Origin of the sequence: Shewanella sp. S1-49-MNA-CIBAN-0167 (assembly GCF_040310145.1) — a bacterium.
Taxonomy (GTDB): domain Bacteria; phylum Pseudomonadota; class Gammaproteobacteria; order Enterobacterales; family Shewanellaceae; genus Shewanella; species Shewanella psychromarinicola.
Genome location: NZ_JBEOPO010000004.1, coordinates 41,481 through 58,695, shown reverse-complemented (window position 1 = coordinate 58,695; position 17,215 = coordinate 41,481). Strand labels below are relative to the sequence as shown.

Annotated in this window: 14 protein-coding genes; 7 read left to right on the top strand and 7 right to left on the bottom strand. The window is 43.4% G+C overall.

What is annotated here, in order from left to right:
- Positions 1-24: 24 nt before the first annotated feature.
- The 3 genes from AAEZ00_RS02890 to AAEZ00_RS02880 all read right to left on the bottom strand — a co-directional run bounded on the left by AAEZ00_RS02890 (position 25) and on the right by AAEZ00_RS02880 (position 2,640).
- Entirely contained in the window at positions 25-717 is a 693-nt protein-coding gene (locus AAEZ00_RS02890) for a transposase (RefSeq protein WP_351076661.1), read from the bottom strand.
- 316 nt (positions 718-1,033) lie between these two features.
- The gene (locus AAEZ00_RS02885; RefSeq protein ID WP_351088319.1) at positions 1,034-2,185 is read right to left on the bottom strand and encodes a lipase family protein; all 1,152 of its coding nucleotides are present in this window, start codon (positions 2,183-2,185) and stop codon (positions 1,034-1,036) included.
- 17 nt (positions 2,186-2,202) lie between these two features.
- A complete protein-coding gene (locus AAEZ00_RS02880; protein WP_182755126.1) occupies positions 2,203-2,640 on the bottom strand; it encodes a DUF6795 domain-containing protein in 438 nt (145 codons plus the stop codon).
- Positions 2,641-3,838: 1,198 nt separating this feature from the next.
- On the opposite strand from AAEZ00_RS02880, the gene AAEZ00_RS02870 reads away from it, so the two are divergent.
- The 6 genes from AAEZ00_RS02870 to AAEZ00_RS02845 all read left to right on the top strand — a co-directional run bounded on the left by AAEZ00_RS02870 (position 3,839) and on the right by AAEZ00_RS02845 (position 11,229).
- Positions 3,839-4,792: a DmsE family decaheme c-type cytochrome gene (locus AAEZ00_RS02870; protein WP_351088318.1), complete on the top strand. Its 954-nt coding sequence runs from the start codon at positions 3,839-3,841 to the stop codon at positions 4,790-4,792.
- A gap of 15 nt (positions 4,793-4,807) precedes the next feature.
- The gene (locus AAEZ00_RS02865) at positions 4,808-6,814 is read left to right on the top strand and encodes an MtrB/PioB family decaheme-associated outer membrane protein (protein ID WP_351088317.1); all 2,007 of its coding nucleotides are present in this window, start codon (positions 4,808-4,810) and stop codon (positions 6,812-6,814) included.
- Between the two features lie 40 nt (positions 6,815-6,854).
- The gene (locus AAEZ00_RS02860; RefSeq protein WP_351088316.1) at positions 6,855-9,284 is read left to right on the top strand and encodes a DMSO/selenate family reductase complex A subunit; all 2,430 of its coding nucleotides are present in this window, start codon (positions 6,855-6,857) and stop codon (positions 9,282-9,284) included.
- Between the two features lie 12 nt (positions 9,285-9,296).
- The gene (locus AAEZ00_RS02855) at positions 9,297-9,932 is read left to right on the top strand and encodes a DMSO/selenate family reductase complex B subunit (RefSeq protein WP_101032756.1); all 636 of its coding nucleotides are present in this window, start codon (positions 9,297-9,299) and stop codon (positions 9,930-9,932) included.
- Between the two features lie 144 nt (positions 9,933-10,076).
- Positions 10,077-10,736: a TorD/DmsD family molecular chaperone gene (locus AAEZ00_RS02850; RefSeq protein WP_351088315.1), complete on the top strand. Its 660-nt coding sequence runs from the start codon at positions 10,077-10,079 to the stop codon at positions 10,734-10,736.
- 46 nt (positions 10,737-10,782) lie between these two features.
- Positions 10,783-11,229, top strand: coding sequence for a hypothetical protein (locus AAEZ00_RS02845; protein WP_351076685.1), 447 nt, complete (start codon positions 10,783-10,785; stop codon positions 11,227-11,229).
- A 255-nt stretch (positions 11,230-11,484) separates the two neighbouring features.
- Here AAEZ00_RS02845 and AAEZ00_RS02840 read toward each other — a convergent pair whose 3' ends face one another.
- Positions 11,485-12,678, bottom strand: coding sequence for a serine hydrolase domain-containing protein (locus tag AAEZ00_RS02840; RefSeq protein ID WP_351088314.1), 1,194 nt, complete (start codon positions 12,676-12,678; stop codon positions 11,485-11,487).
- A gap of 574 nt (positions 12,679-13,252) precedes the next feature.
- Here AAEZ00_RS02840 and AAEZ00_RS02835 point away from each other — a divergent pair.
- Positions 13,253-14,002 carry a putative porin gene (locus tag AAEZ00_RS02835; protein WP_351088313.1) on the top strand — a complete coding sequence of 250 codons (750 nt, stop codon included), beginning with the start codon at positions 13,253-13,255 and terminating at the stop codon, positions 14,000-14,002.
- Positions 14,003-14,166: 164 nt separating this feature from the next.
- On the opposite strand, the gene AAEZ00_RS02830 is transcribed toward AAEZ00_RS02835, so the two are convergent.
- The 3 genes from AAEZ00_RS02830 to AAEZ00_RS02820 are packed head-to-tail and all read right to left on the bottom strand — an operon-like array spanning position 14,167 to position 17,070.
- On the bottom strand, positions 14,167-14,703 hold the full coding sequence (locus tag AAEZ00_RS02830; RefSeq protein ID WP_351088312.1) for a GDYXXLXY domain-containing protein: 537 nt from the start codon (positions 14,701-14,703) through the stop codon (positions 14,167-14,169).
- The gene (locus tag AAEZ00_RS02825; RefSeq protein ID WP_351088311.1) at positions 14,703-15,959 is read right to left on the bottom strand and encodes a DUF4401 domain-containing protein; all 1,257 of its coding nucleotides are present in this window, start codon (positions 15,957-15,959) and stop codon (positions 14,703-14,705) included. Before AAEZ00_RS02825 ends, AAEZ00_RS02830 begins: the two co-directional genes overlap by 1 nt.
- The gene (locus tag AAEZ00_RS02820) at positions 15,952-17,070 is read right to left on the bottom strand and encodes a DUF2157 domain-containing protein (RefSeq protein WP_351088310.1); all 1,119 of its coding nucleotides are present in this window, start codon (positions 17,068-17,070) and stop codon (positions 15,952-15,954) included. The genes AAEZ00_RS02825 and AAEZ00_RS02820 overlap by 8 nt, the downstream gene beginning before the upstream one ends.
- Between the last annotated feature and the right edge of the window lie 145 nt (positions 17,071-17,215).

The window sequence follows — 17,215 nt, the reverse complement described above, 5'->3', positions numbered from 1 at the left end:
GGATAAGTGGGGTCAGAGTAAACTTTATTCTATCACCTTAAAAGGGCGTCCCATTTTCTTTGGATGCATGCTTTTCCCCGTTAGTTTTTCTATTTGGTCTTTAAATGTGTCGCTGCCGATTACCATGCCTTTATTGGTTGCTTGACGAATATCGTTAATCATTTTTGCATCTAATTGATGTTGAAATAGGGCTCGGTAAGATGATTGCCTTGCTTGAGAGTCGTTGCTTATTGAAAGGTAAACCTGATGTGGAGTACAAAGCTGAGAGGTTTTACCTAGGGCGTTAATTTGATAGCTCGACCATATATATTCGGCAGGGTCATTAACCATATTCGCTCTTACAGGGTTGAGTTCAATATAACGATATAGTTGGATTAAGTACTCTTCAGTTTGCACTAAGCAAGACTTGAAACGACCTTCCCAAAGTGTCCCGGTACGTTTGTATGTGTAATTAAAATACCTCACATATTGTCTACCAAGTGATTGCATCATAAGGCTAACAGCATTCGCTTTTTGAGGAGTACAAAGCAAATGAACATGATTTGTCATAAATACCCACGCGTGAATATCGACATGAAATTTACGTGAGTATTCTTTTAGCCAGCCTGCATAGGCTCTGAAATCTTGTTCAGACGTGAAGCAAACATGGCGATTATTACCTCGCTGAATAACGTGTTGAGGAATACCTATGGGGCAGACTCTAGGTTTTCTAGGCATGTGCAAGATCCATTTGCAAAGTGACTTGAGTTAAAGAGTATAGCTGACAATTTTAAGTTTACTCTGACCCCATTTATACCATTTATAAAACTGTGCCAGCGCCTACTGCTAACGCAAAAGTAACCATTTTCTTAGTCTTTATGGTATTCAGATGAAGTGGGCATTAATAACTCCAACCAGAATTTTTTCCCTCTGACGGCCTGCAAATATAAATCAATGTAAAACAAAAAAGCGACCTGAAGGTCGCTTTTTTGTTAGCTGATAGATAATTAAGTAAAGCTAAACACCAGTTTCGACATTTGCTACTTATTACAGATTAGTTCAGTGCTTCGCGCGCTAATCGATTAACAACTTGAATCGTTTTTTTAAACACCCAACGAATAAACTCATAGCTTAGAGTTTCGACTTTACGGGTAGCATGACCTGCAAAAACTAACATGTGAGCTAATAGACCATTTAATTGTCCAGTAAATGTCGCATTATGCAAAGTGACATCAGATAACACCATTGCGATTTGGTCATAAAAGTTTAAGCCATTGGCGATACCGCTTTGTATGCGCGAAGCAATACCATGACCTAGTTGGCGTAATAGCGTTAATAGTGCTTCGCTTAAACGGTTCATCCAAAATAAATCGCGACTGACTTGATGGCTTAAACGAACATCTAACGTTACTCTTTTATGGCTATTAAAGCTCATTTTTCGTTGATATGAATTCCAATCGTTGCTTTTCATATCTTGCATATAATACTTAACTTTGTGCTTTATTGGGTTTACAAAACCAGAGTTATCAACTCGATATTCATAACCATTATATGGAGCATGAACGAAGGGCCAGACTGGAACCATAGGGACAGGATCACAGCCCTTGGTGCAGCGGAATATATTTTCCTGCCCCAGAGAATTTGTGTGCTTAAGTGCAAAATCGGCAAACCCAACTTTAGGAGCACCGATACTATATAGTTTAACATTAAGAAGTTTTTGCTTTGCCCAGTCAGCAATCAAAGTCGCTATCGCTCCGCCTAAACTGTGTCCAACACAATGAAGTGTTGCATTTGCTGGAAGCAAATTAATATATGGCGATAGTTCTTTTTTCATTGACTCAAAAACGGAGTTAAAACCTGCATGTACTAAAGCACCGCGTTCAGTAGAACTTGTGGAAGCGCGAGCATCGGTTGATAAATCATTTAAACTGGCAAAATTAGTCCCGCGAACCGCGATGACAATATCATCCTTGTATTGTTCGCTTTTCCCTTGTCCTATTAGGGCGAATCCAGTTTGTTGATTTTTTGCTTTGGCTACAAAGCCACCAGAGGTGCCCATGACAGGCTTTGAAAACGAATTAAAATTGAAGTGATTTGCTAAATTTTTACTTACATCGAAATCGAATCTCTTTGTTTTTTGTGTTTTTTGCACTGCATATGCGACAGTAGAAAGTTCTACTACCATATTCGGTGATAAGGTTCCCATAATTTCATCCTTAAAATTTAAAGTGAACAAATAGATCTAACAATTAGGGGGTATTCAGGTGCCTCCACATTGACTAATTCAAACACCTCTTCGTCATTGCATATATCAGGATTTAGATTACTTAAGTGTGACTTGCAAACATCAGGACAGGTAATGTTATGTTGATTTGTGGCCCAGATATAAGTTTCGCTATCATTGCCATCCAACGTAAACTCTAAAACCTGCCTAACAACAGGTTCATGTAAAATATTACCTGGTAAGCGTGATTTGATCGCTTTTGCTGTAAAACTAAATTCACCTTCAGCGTTAGTCATACAGTTATCTGAATATTCTTCATCTGCATAGGTGAGGCTACGTTCTATGAGTAGCTCTTTAATGGGGATGCCATTGTTTGTTATTTTTCCTGAAACTTCTGGGCATAATTCAACAGTATGTTTCTTAAGCATTCCTAGCATATTTCTGCTCCTTGCAAATAAGGGTAATGATTATAATCCACGTATTTAATAAGTAAACTATTTGCGGGTAAAGAATAAACAATAGATTTAAAAATCCTTTATTTATATACCCTTAATGATGTTTTTTGGCTTCTAAATAGTTAATTCTGGCGTGTTATGCATGTCAGGTGATTGCTGAAGTTAGTAGAGGTTGAGCAGACGTTTCTCCCGCAGACGGCCTATAAAATTTAAATCAATATAATACAAAAAAGCGACTCTAGAGTCGCTTTTTTGTTGGCTGAAAAATGCAGGTTTAGTGTTAGCGACACAAGTCTCCAGTCGTTAAGTTAATGGCTATATTTATTGTAATGACGATACAGTTTGACGGCAAAATGCGATGGTTTATTGCTTAGAAGTTATCGCATCAAGAAAGCCTAAATCGGCACTTTTTTTTACGATGAAACAGAGACAGTTGAGTCTGTTGGCGTTTCGCGGCCATCCATTTCAGGGTCAGTTTTAACATCTCTGAACCTCTGCATCCTCACAGCTAAAATTTTAACGACCTTTTAGCGGTATCGCTGGTGCTAGATAGTGATGTTGCCAGCAACCAAGGTTCCTTTTCTCGATTTGCACTTGCACTAGACGGTTTACTCCGCCTAGTTTTATCATCTGTTGCAGTTTTATTCTTTTCGTTTTTTCCTTTTTATGAGGCATTTGTCAGTTTGTGAAATCATTTATTTATAATGATTATAAGTTTACTTCAGAATTAATTTTAATTAAATTGTGAATTAATGTGAAAAGATATTAAAAGTTATTAACGAGGTTGTGAATAGTTATTAATGGTTATTGGTTTAATAAAAATAGTTATGAATAAAGACGATATGATTTCATAAGTTATATTATGTTTAAATCATTCTCATTTATATAAAGTGCAAATTTAAAATCATAGTAACCAGTAAGAGGTATTGAAAAGATACAATTAAAATCAATGGCTTGTAATTTATATTTGGTAATTTAAATATCAAAAAAATACATCCAACAGGCAAGGCTAAATAAAGATCTCGATCCCGAATAAATCATTTATAAATTAAAAATCACAGATCTAACAATACCTCTAAAGTAATAGCTTCGTATTTTAATTAATTCAAACTACAATTTAAATGCAAACTAATTAACACCAACGTTACCAAATCATATAATAATTAACTGTAAGGCCAAGATGATGAACAAATGTATTATCACTACGTTACTTTGTGGGATATTCGCTTTCGCGTGCTTATCTCTCTCAGTTCAGGCGGCCCCCTGGAACCAACTCACTTGTGAACAACTGGAACAGCAACTGACGGAGAAATTTGCTCAGGGTAAATACTCTAACAAAGGTGCCGACTCCTGCCTGATGTGTCATAAGAGAAATGACAAGGTCATGGCGATATTCGATGGCGTGCACGGTAGCCCGAGCCAACAGGGTTCGCCTATGGCGGGTCTGCAATGCGAAGCCTGCCATGGCCCGTTAGGCAAACATAACAAAGGCGGCAAGGAGCCGATGATCGCCTTTGGCAAAGAGAGCAAGCTTTCTGCTCAAAGTCAGAACAGTGTCTGCCTAGGTTGCCATAACGATCCTAAGCAGATGGCATGGCATAGCAGCAGCCACAATTTAGACGAGGTGGCCTGCAGCGATTGTCATAATATCCACACCGACAACGATCCGGTTATGGACCCGCTCACGGTCAATGACACCTGTACCTCTTGTCACACTCAGCAAAAATCAGCCATGAATAAGCGCTCATCTCACCCGATGAAATGGGATCAAATGACCTGTATCGATTGTCATAATCCACACGGTTCTATGAGTGAAAGTGCGCTGAATCACGCCACGGTGAATGACACTTGCTATAGCTGTCATGGCGAAAAACGTGGCCCCGTTTTATGGGAGCATGCGCCAGTGACAGAAAATTGTGCCAACTGCCATAACCCCCATGGCAGCGTTAATGAAGCCATGCTCACTCAAAGAGCGCCACAACTGTGTCAGCAATGTCATATGGATGATGGTCATGCTAGCCGTGTTGTACAGCAAGGCGGAAGTGACGCCTTTGGCGGCGGTAAGAGTTGTCTCAATTGCCATAGCCAGATCCATGGCTCCAATCACCCAGCCGGCAGCAAGCTGCAGCGCTAATTAGGAGTAACTCAAATGAGATTCAAATTTAACCTCATCACGTTATCACTTCTCGCTATATCAGGTGTGATAACGGGCTCTGCAATGGCGGCTGACTTTGGCGTGAACAAGGCCAATACCAGTACCGTTAACCAGCAAGTCTTTCAGTGTAAGCGTTGCCCTCAAGTTGCAGGTTATAGCGGCAGCATCGGGGTCAATGCCGCCTATATTGACAGTGATGACATTCACTCAGGTAATGCGTTCGGTACCGACAATGACGGGGCTAATGGCAGTGTGGATGCCGACTTAAATTATCGAAACAGTGCAGGCTATAAAGCCAAGTTCCAGGCACACCAGTTAGGTCTGGATAACGGCTTCGCTCATCTTGAAGCAGGAAAGTCAGGCCACTATAAACTGGTGGCAGATTATCAGCAGCTGACCCGTTATCAGTCAGGCGATGCACGCAGTCAGTTATGGTACCAAGATGGCGTGCTGACACCGAGTGAGCATACTCAAATTCAGGAGCTCTCGCTGCAGAGGAACAAAGCTGGCTTAGGTTTGAGCTATGGCCAAGACTTTTATCAGGCTTATGTGCGTTATGAGCACGAGCATAAAACTGGTTACCAGAGCAGTAGCATTGTCACTCCGCGCCCGGTTAATTTCGGCCTGCCAGTCGATGCCAACACAGATAACCTCACCGCGGGGCTGTCACTGTCTGGCGATAGCTGGACGACAGACCTGAATTATTTCGTGAGTCAGTATAAGAACGATATCGACGCCTTAAGTCTCCCCTATCTGTATGACGTTTTTGCACCCGCGCCTGACAATCAGGCTCATCAACTTAGCTTGTCTGGCCAATATCAATTTAACCGCACCGTTATGAGTGGTCGCCTGGCATCGGGCAAGATGACCCAAGACGATAATTTAATTCAAATGTCCGCTAATCCACTGCAAAACTGGGACGGGGAAGTCGATACCTTAGACGGCAAGCTGTCAGTCACTTCGCTTGTGAGCCACAAACTCAGACTCGGCGGCAGTGTCGATTACGCTAAGCGCGACAATAAGGGATCGGTATGGGAATTCGCTCAATATGAAGTGAACGGGATCACGGGGGCATTTAAACAGAATATCCCTTTAGACACCGAACGCCGCGGCCTCAAGCTTAATGCCAGTTACCGCCTAAGCAGTGACTATCGCGTGCAGGCTGGCTATGACCGCAAAGAGATGGAGCGCAGTTATGGTGACCGTGAACAGACCAATGATGACGCCCTATGGGCCAAGCTCAATGTCCGTGCAATGGATGACATCAAGCTTAAATTTAAGGCCAGCCTCGATAACCGCGGCGGCAGCGAATATCAAACTAGCGAACTGACCTCATCTGAAACGAATCCTTTGCTACGCAAATACTACTTGGCTGATAGAAAGCGCACCGCCTTCGAAGCCAAGTTTAATCACGCCCCAACGTCGTGGCTCAGTGTGGATATGACTGCCCGCTACGCCAAAGATGATTATAACGAGACTCAACTGGGTCTGAGCGGATCTGAAGATTACGGCTATGACATCAACCTTGGGCTGCAGCTTGATGCGCACCTATCAGGGTATGCCTTTGCTGGTCAGCAGTGGATCGAATCCAATCAAGCTGGCAGTCAGCGTTTCTCAAGCCCTGATTGGTTCGCCGATATCGAAGATGAGTTTATCAATTTGGGTGCTGGTTTCAACTATAGCGGGCTGCTTGAAGACAGGCTCAGCCTAGGCGGGGACTACCTATTTGCAAACTCTGCCAGCAACACGCTGGTCACCTATGACGTTACCACGCCACAGGGGGATTACGATTCTTTCAACCATAGTCTCAAGCTACATGCGAACTACGCATTAAGCGAAGAGATGGCGTTAAAGCTGGCTTACCAGTATGAGCGCTATTACGACACCGATAACGCGCAAATTGATGTCAATACAGTTCCAGGACTGACCACCTTAGGTAACCTGAACCATAACTATAACGCGCACCAAGTGATGTTGTCGTTTAGCTACCAGCTGCGCTAATGCAAACAGTGCTAATCATAACTGCAATGAGGAAAAGATAATGGAACGCAGAAGTTTCTTAAAAATGAGTGCCGCACTCAGTTGCGTAGCAACGGTTTCAGGCTGTAACTCAAGCTCTAAAGATGTTGAAGTAGTGCCGCCTACGCCACCTGTTGCCGCTGAAAAGCTCAACTGGTCGGCTTGTCTGGTTAACTGTGGATCTAACTGTCCGGTACAGGTTTTTTCTACCGATGGGGTGATCACCCGGGTTGAGTCTCAATTTACCACCACAGATAAATTCGGCGACCACGATGTGCGCGCCTGCCCACGGGGCCGCTCCTTGCGTAAACGTGTCTATGCACCGGATCGCCTGAAATACCCGATGAAGCGTGTTGGTCCTCGTGGCAGCGGACAATTTGAGCGGATCAGCTGGGATGAAGCCCTTGATCTTGTCGCCGAAAAATTGCAAGACACCATATACCAGTACGGTAATGAATCGATTCACTTCACCTATAACTCGGGTGCGCGTTATCACTTTTCGGGTAAGCAGTGTCTCTACCGTCTGATGAACCTTAAGGGCGGTTATCTCAACGCCTATGGCGATTATAGCTGGTCACAAATTTATGAAGCAGCCGGACAAACATACGGCTCAGCCGGTCCTGGCTGGCAGGGAAGCAGTGTATCTGAGATGCAAAACTCAGACTTAGTGCTGATGGTTGGCTACAACCCATCCGAGATCCGCATGAGTGGTTCGGGCGAAGCCTATGACTTCCTGGTACAAAAGCAGAAGCATAACTTTAAGACTATCTTGATCGATCCTCGTTATACCGACTCTGCCGTAGGTAAAGAAGATCAATGGCTCGCTATCCGTCCGGGTACCGACGCGGCGCTGTTCGAAGCTTTGGCTTATGAGTGGATCACCACTAACACAGTCAATCAGGCCTTCTTGGATAAATATTGTGTCGGTTATGACGAGAAAACCATGCCTGCAGGCATTGGATATGAAGAAAGCTATAAGGCGTATATTCTCGATAACGCCACGGTTGGCGACTCAATTCCGGGCGTTAATGCTAAAACGCCAGAGTGGGCTGCTGCTATCACAGGTATCGAAGCCCACCTTATTGTCGAATTGGCCCGTGAACTGGCTGCGGCTCGTGCCCCTTTCATCCAGATTGCCGCTTCGCTAAACCGCCAGGCTGCCGGTGAAAACAACACCCGTGCAGGTTACATGTTGCCTATCTTATTAGGTCAACTGGGTCTGCCGGGTACTAACTGTGGCGGTCTGTGTAAGGGCTCTTCTCTACACGCACCGTCAATGCCTACTGGCTCAAACCCAGTGAAGAAAGCCATCTCATTCTTTACCTTCACTCAGGCCATCGAAGACGGTAAAAACATGACCGTCCTGTCCGATGGGGTACAAGGTGTGGATCTTGATGACGAGGGTGACGGCAAGTTGGGCACTGATATCAAGGCGATCATCAACTATGGTGGTAATGCGCTGATTAACCAACACTCTGATGTGCGTAAAACCGAGAAGCTACTCCAAGATGAAGCTAAATGTGAATTTATCTTAGTCGTCGATAACTGGATGACGCCCAGTGCCAAGTTTGCCGATATCCTGCTGCCAGATGTGTCATGGCTTGAATCAGAAGACTTAGTTAACCAAAGTTACGCAGCGGGTGATACCGCCTCCTTGGTACAGATGAGCACAGGCGTCGACCCTATGTTTGAGAGCCGTCCTATCTATGAGGTTTGTGTCGACTTAGCGAGACGTATGGGGGTTGAATCTGAGTTTACCGAAGGTAAGAGCCGCAAAGAATGGCTGGATCAATTCTATGCCGAATCTAAAGCTGCCACCCCAGAATTACCAGCAAAAGAGCAGATGCTCACACAAGGTATCTATCGCAAGTATCTGCCGAACGGCGGTTATATCGTACTGGAAGATTTCCGTACCGATCCCGATGCAAATCCTCTAGGCACACCCTCTGGAAAGATTGAGATCTACTCATCACGCCTGGCAGAGAAAGCCCGTACCTGGAAGCTCAAAGAGGGTGACGTTATATCTGCGCTGCCTAAATATGTGCCCACTTGGGAAGGTTATGAAGATACTGAGACCAAGAAGAAGTATCCATTACAACTTACGGGTTATCACACTAAGGGCCGTGCCCACTCAAGCTTTCACAACGTCCCCTGGCTACGTGAAGCCGTACAGGATGCAGTATGGATGAATCCACTGGATGCGAGTAAGCGTGGACTCAAAACCGGTGACAAGGTCCATATCTTCAATGATCGCGGCACCATCGAGGTCGAAGTGAAGGTAACACCTCGTATCATGGTCGGCGTAACTGCACTGGGTCAGGGCGCATGGTTCCTACCCGGCGGCGCGGTGGATAAAGGCGGTTGTTTAAACGTGCTGACCACACAACGCACCACACCGGTAACGAAAGGCAATCCTCAGCACACTAACCTGGTTGAAATCCGTAAGGTCTGATAGGAGTTAACAATGAGCAATAATATCCAATACGGCTTTCATGTCGACGCAAGTAAATGTACTGGCTGTAAAACCTGTCAGATATCGTGTAAGGATCGTAAAGATCTTCCCGTTGGCATCAATTGGCGCCGGGTGTATGAATATGGTGGGGGACAATGGGCAGAACATGGTGATGGTACTGTAAGCCAAAACGTATTCGCCTATTACCTGTCTATCGCTTGTAATCACTGCTCTGAGCCTGTGTGTGTTAAGGCCTGTCCAACTGGCGCAATGCACAAGCGCCGCGAAGATGGTTTAGTCCATGTGGCGGCTGATCTGTGTATCGGTTGTGAAAGCTGCGCAAGAGCTTGCCCATACGATGCACCGCAGATAGATAAAGATCGTAAGGTGATGACCAAGTGTGATGGTTGTTTTGAGCGCTTGGCTGAAGGTAAACAACCTTCATGTGTCGAGTCTTGCCCTATGCGTGCTATCGATTTTGGCCCCATGGACGAACTGAAGGCTAAGTACCCGGGCGCCATTTCACCGGCTGTTGCCCCGCTGCCACAAAGCAGTGTCACTACGCCCAACTTACTTATCACACCTAACCGTCATTCTCGCCCAAGTGGTGCCACTGATGGAGAAGTGTTGAACTACGCAGAAGTTTAACCCCCCTGATTGGTGCCATTCATTTGGAGTGGCACCTTTTTTAGCGTTTTTTTGCTGTTAGTTGCGACACATTTTAGTTTCGACACATTTTAGTTCAAACACATTTTAGTTCAAACACATTTTAGTTCCACAAACGAGGTTAGCATGTCATTCCTTACCGAAAATGAACGCCTAGAATATCAAGGCATTGCGCGCATTCTTCACAATGTACTCTTTAACGATCCGACCCCTGAGTTAATCCAAGGTTTTATTGAGCATGGTGTTGCTCAAAGCTGGCCACAGTTCAGCGCATCGGCCAAAGAGTCGAGTGGCCGCGAGTTGCTGGCCAATTATCTCGGCCAATGGACTGAAGATAAACAACAAGCCTTAAAACTGGACTATGCACAACTCTTCTATGGACCGGGCGAGCCCAATGCTGTGCCTTGGGGATCGGTCTACTTGAGCGAGAGGCAACTGCTCAATGACAAGTCGACTATGGCACTAAAAGCCTTCTATCAAGAACAAGGGATCAGCTTCGAGCTCGATAGCAATCAACCCGTTGATCATATAGGCCTATTTTTCGCGGTATTGGATCAAATGTTTACCCAATGGGCGCAAACTGAAGATAACGAACCACTAGAACGAAGTTGCATGATCTTGCTCCAGCAACACTTACTTCCTTGGTCGGGTCGCTGCCTGGAGCTTATGACTGAACATGCTAGAACTGATTTTTATCGCGGCATAGCATTGTTGACTCAAGCTTATTTAGAGGGACTAATCAAAAAATTAAACCTAGTTCCAATAACGGCACGCTTATATCGTTAATAGACAGTATCGTTAATAGAAAAAATTTCATAACGGGTGGGTTGATATGACGTTCATTAAAGCGCTGGGCGCGCAGTGGAATAAAGGTAAATTGTCGCAACAGCTTGAGCAGGTTCTGATGTTGGAGCCTGAGATCCAGTCCCTTTTTATCGGGGCAACCACAGTCACCACAGTCGCTAATCTAATCGCAGCCATCGGCTTTCGCGATTCAGAGACTCAAGCGCTGCCGCTCGACCATGAGTTTATGCTCACCATACTGTTTGACTGTTTTCGGCTATTGATGATCAAACAGATTGAGCACGACAACCTGAGTCAAGCCGAACACCTGATCATTCAGCTTACAAAAATTTGGGCAACTAAAGACCTGGGAGACAAGCCAGTTAATGAGTCCCGCCTGACTCAATATCGAGCGCTGCAACAACAGATCCTCAAACTTACCGAACAGCTCGATGAGCTCAATCGGCAGAGGCTGCTGCAAAAACGCAATATGTGACGTTAGCCACTTCAAATTTAACAGGCTAACAAATAGCTAACTTTTTCATCTTACTGCGCATGGTATTCGGGTTGATATCCAGCAATTGAAAAGTGATCACCCGATAAGTAAGCTATCGATAAATGCGCAATTGATAAGTGAGCAATCGAAAAGTGAGCTATCGATAAGTGAGCTATCGATAAGTGAGCTATCGATAAGTGAGCTATCGATAAGTGAGCTATCGATAAGTTGGGGCAGAGTCTGACGGATCCCTCATTACTCCAATGACGCCACAATCTCGCGGAAAAACGCGATTGTTTCTTGTTTTGAATTCAACTCATCAAGAAAGCCCAAATCGGCACTGTTTTTAACTATTACTACATTGTGTTGTTGGTTTACATAAATATATTGTCCGTATACGCCGACACAAAAAAACTCGCCTTGTTCGGCTTCCGGCGGTAACCAAATTTGATAGCCATAACCTAATTTACCGACTTGAGGTTGTAGGTAATCTGCTTGCGGTGTGGTGGCGACTTTTATCCAAGCTGCTGACACGATTTGCTTGCCATTAACTGCGCCGTTGTTCAGTAATAAGCGGCCGAAGCGGGCGTAGTCGCGGGTGGTGACATTTAAGCCGCCTAATGCGAATTCAGTCCCTTGGGAGTCTGTAAGCCAATAAGCATCGCTTTCCATGCCGATGGTATTCCAAATATTTTGCTGTAAAAGCTCGATTAATGATTTACCAGAAACGCGTCTGAGTATCATGCCTATAACGTGGGTGTCCATGCTGACATAATGGAATGCTTTGCCTGGGGCTGACTCATTAACCAGTTCACTGGTCATGTGATCTAACGAGCCGCCAATGGCCAGTACACGGCCCATTTTGTTAATGTCAGAATAAAAATCTTGATAGTCTTCGTCCCATTTAACCCCAGATGACATTTGTAATACGTGTTTTACTTTGACCTTGGCATAACCAGAATTGGTAAGCTCTGGCAGATAAAAGTCGACTGTTTTTTCAATATCTATGTTGCCAGCATCCACTTGCATACCGAACAATATCGACACAAATGATTTGGCCATTGACCACGAGATGCGTTTGTCATCACTCTGGGTGCCGAGAAAATATTGCTCATAGGTTATTTTGTCGTCTTTAAGCACCAGTAATGCGGTTGTGGCTCTGCGTGTGAGAAACGCTTCGGTATTGGTTGAGCTGTTTCGATAGTTAAACGATTCAGGCAAAGGCGCTAAGGCGACGTCGAACACATAAGGCTCGCCTTGTTTAACGATTTTTTTGTTAAAAAAGACATCTTTCATATTGGAAAAATTATCTACCACTAGGGCTTCATCAAATAAGGTGACTACGCTGTATAAGCGATTAACGCTTTGCCAATTAAACGCAACAAGGATGATAAAAATAACAAAAAGGCTTAATAAGCCACCTTTGATGAACTTAAATAAAGTCGACATTGACGTTTCCAGATAGATAAAATGGATGTAATGACAATAACCTATAGTTATCATCGACATAAATCAACTGCTTAACAAACCTGTCATTGTCGTCCTTGAACGTGTTTGAACTATGCAATAGGTCGCCATTCTACAGCCATAAATCTGCATAAATAATTTACTTCAGTTGCGTGTAAATGTAAGTGGCAGCGATGTGCTTTTTATTTAAACACAGCTGTTTGAATTGATACGCTATCAAGTCGACTGGTTGCAGCTCCTAAAACCTCTGTTCTGTAATAAATTAACGTTTAGTTGACGATGTTGTTACGTTTTTCTCTATTGCTAAAGTAGGTAGTAGCAGTGTTTAATACATTCTGTATGATTTATTTTATTGATAAATATCAATAATTTATGGTTTTTTGTTTATTTTAGCATTTCATTACTTTAGAGTATTCGCCGCTAGGAAAGCGCGTTAGCCCGACGGTAAGGTTAGGCTACATTTGAATTAATGGATAACCCCACTTTTTATGATTTATCCATTCTTTATACCTGCTTGAATCTCCTAGCGTAAAATAATCAAATAAAGGAATGATTGATGAAAAACGTTACTGCATTAGCACTAGTATTAGGTTTTGTGGCTTTACCCGCTATGGCTGCACAAGATGCACCATTTCACCACGAAGCGGGATTAGACTATTCTGCTAATACTGAAGAATTCGGTGATGGTCTATGGGACCTTAACTACCGTTTCTATCTTGACTCTGTATCGCAAGAAAAAGGCCCTTATGCATTAAATGGCTTTTTAGCACAATCTACTAATGTGGGTGCTAGTTACTCAATGATAGATGATGATGACGTTGATATTTTCTCTGTCGATGGCACTTATGTTTTTGATTCAAAGTGGTTTGTGGGCGCTAAAATCGAACGTTTTGATGCTGGCGTTTTCGATACTGACATTTACCAACTTGATCTTGGTTACTACTTCAACGACAGCTCAAAAGTAGCTGCATTCTATGCTGATGGTAGTGATATTGATTCAATCTACGGTCTTGAAGTTCGCAGCTTTATCGATCTAAAAAACACCACTGGTGTTGATTTAGGTGCTAACTGGACTCATACCGATGCTGACGATATCTTCAACGTAAATGCTGACTGGTTTGTAACTAAAGCATGGTCTGTGGGTTTAGGTTATGACGATAACGGTTCAGACGACAACTTTACCGCCAAAACAGCTTACTGGTTACGTATGTCTGATTCTTTTTCAGCGACATTTGAGCTAGCAAAAGTACTTGATTCTGACGTAGACGGTTTGTTTGTTGGTGTGGGTGTTGTTGGTCGTTTCTAAGCTAAAAAGCTATTAATAAAAGCTATTAATAAAAGCTGATCAATTAAAGCTTATGGATATCGATCATTTACCCCAAAAAAAGGAGCCTTAACTAGGCTCTTTTTTTATTTTGTCATCTTGTGCCGTTGAGGGGGGAGACAACTTTATCCGTAACTCGGTATGACCTATATCCGCTTAAAGTCTTTATCTATCATGTTACTGAGTAGCAATTGTCCTGCTTGGTTAACTCTAAACTCACCATATTTTGATTGCTCAAATTCTTCTGCTCGGCCTTCTTGAAAGAAAAAAGCGTTACTGGCTAATTTGACCCTGCCGTCACGAACACGGTACTGGATCAGTCGCTGTGCTGGTGTTAGCGCGGCACCGCTATAAATACTGTCAAATTGGGCGACGCGATGATTGTCAAGTGTCACAATAAAAAAGCCATCATGGTTACTTGGCGTGTTTGATAGTTGATCGACTGACCGACTAATCACTCTCGCAATGTCGTAATTTAACGCCATGTAATCGCCTTGCATTAACGACCTAGGATCTACGGGTGCCAGTTCAAACAGGATGATTTCGCCATTAGCCAATAGCTGTTCTTGTTGAAAAATCTTGTAGTTAATACCAGCGAGTATTACCAATGCCGCGATAATGGCCCAAAGTGACCGCTTACTTAGCAGGCGTGAATTGAGCAACGCCATAGTATTTAATTCCATTATGGTTGCTCCTTATTTTGTGCCGTTGTCGCTGCATTCATTGTCATTGCGGTTTCAATTTGTGTCCCGACCGTAGCTTCACCTTCAACACCATATTTACCTTCAATTCTAGCCTCAACGTCTACTCCCGTTTTATGGTGAGAGCGAGTTTTAGCGGTCTTGTTAGTATTCATACTCATGGCAAATCTGAGCAGTAATAACACTATGCCGCTGGCCATTAACCACAGTGATTTATCAAACAAGTTGATGTGGAGAGAGTAATAATACATGCCGATAAAGGCGATCAGGGCACATACCGAAATGATGACCAATTTATGTTCGTTATAAAAATAGCCTAGCAATAGCATTAATAGTGCGGCGCTTAATCCGCTCATGGCGATGGAAAGTAGACCGATTAAGATTGCCGCTAGGATCACCATTAACTTGTTGCGGGGATGCACTGTAATAGCTTCGTTGGTATTGGCATTGTTATCGAAAGCGGAATGGCGGTGGTTAAAAATCTGATTGATCAGCCATAGTGCTGATAACAAGCTTATCGCGATAGCTAAGTAGTCACTGAGGCTAGAGCTTAATGCCATTAATACGTTGGGCAGTTCCATCGTGTCACCCATTTCAGACAGCATGAAATTGGCGAGTAATAAACTGATTGCAACGGCGTAACCTAACATTCTAATGCGCTGATAATGTTGCGGCCATCGGTAAAGTTGAGTCCAGATAACCACTAAACTCAGCACCAATAATGGCAATATGAGCAGCGATAAATGGTTAATGACTAAGATGGCTAATAAGCTGGGGACCATTGCCAATGCTGCGACAAATTGATTGGCTTTGTGAGGGATGGCTAACCAGTGAATGGCAAAGGTGACCACATAAATGAGCGCGATGAGGGTTTCGTTGCTATTTTCTAAGCTTTCGAAGGTGCCAAAAAGTAACATTATTTGTCCGCATAGACTAAATGCAAATACCATTTGTAGAATAAATTCTTGGCGATTTTCACCCAGTCGGTAATACGCTAAGCATCCTAGACTCAGTAAGCCACCAAAGCCGATAAACGATTCGGTTATATCACTTGCAGATGACACGCCCAGCATCACAAACGCTAATAAAAATAGCGCAGCAACCCAGCCACCAAGCATTTGTGCAGCAATGATATACCAAGGGCTGACTAACAAGAGTTCTGGTGCGGTTTCTGTGTTTACCAAGCCTTTATTTTGCAGTGACAGCCATAATGCATTGTATGATTTAACGTTACTCATGAGCGGCTTCCTCACTGTTAAGCATTGCCGTTTGAGCAAACTCTTTTTGTAATTGTTTTAGCCAATATAAACAGCCACTGGTTAGGCCTACTACCACCATACCCATGATAAATAATGCTCCAATTGTGTCGCTAGTATCGAATAATGACCTTGATAGAAGCGATACCATTGCGGCACTTACGCTGGTTAATACCAATGTTAGTGGGTATAAGGCGGGCGAACGATAACGGTACCAAACAAATAAACTGGCCATAGTGACGAGGTAAAGTAGCGCATAATAGATAACGTGTTCGCCGGAGTCGTAGCTGTAGTTAAAGTCAAAAATGACCCAAATTATTAGCCAGGTGAACCCACTGACACTAGCAAATAAACTGGTTGCTTCAACCATGGGGCAGTTAAAACGCAATTGTCCGCGCCATTGACAGCGTTTCGCAAGGGTAAATATCAGGTGAATAGCGAGGTTAGCTAAGCCGAAAATAGCGATTTGTTGGATGTCTTCAAGTAAAAAACTAAACACAGAAGCAAAGGATTGAAGATATAGTCCTAGGCTTACATTGATTAATATCGCTACCAATAACCACAACAGGTCAAAGCCTGCGATGTAAGCAAAGGGTAAAATTACAACAGCCCAAATGGCAAATAGTTGCCATGGGTCGGCGCCGGTTTGATAGGTTTGTCCTACCAACGCCAGTAATGCCCCAAGCGTAATGCTGGCACCCACTAACATGGCGTTAGGCAAACTCCAGCCGTATATGTTTTGGTTGTGCTGGCTATTTTGGTTATGTGTGCTTGGCAAGTTGGATTGTGAATGGTGCTTTTTTTGTGCGTGATTAATGAGATAGAATCCGCCAATAAACAGCGCGAATATGGCTTCGACTATGACAAATTTATTAAGGTGCGATAGTGAATCCCAGTTGAACGCCATGAAAAATATTACCCCTGCGCTAAGTAAAAGCACCCCGAGATAGAGTAATATATTGGCGATTAATAATTGCCAATTTTTTGCGTTTGGGTGTGGATATGCAACTAACATTGCGGCTTTAACATTACTAGGTTCGATCTTGTCGTCTACAAACCACTGCCATATGTGTGAACGTTTTTGAGTCATCATCCCTTGTCCATTATCCCTTTTATTGAACCCGTGGCTGTCAATACTCTTTCGCTCACTAAACTCAATGTAAACTATCGCTACCTATGTGCAATTAAAAATTATATGCAATTTAAATGCATTGAAAATATCATACAGGATCTTAAAT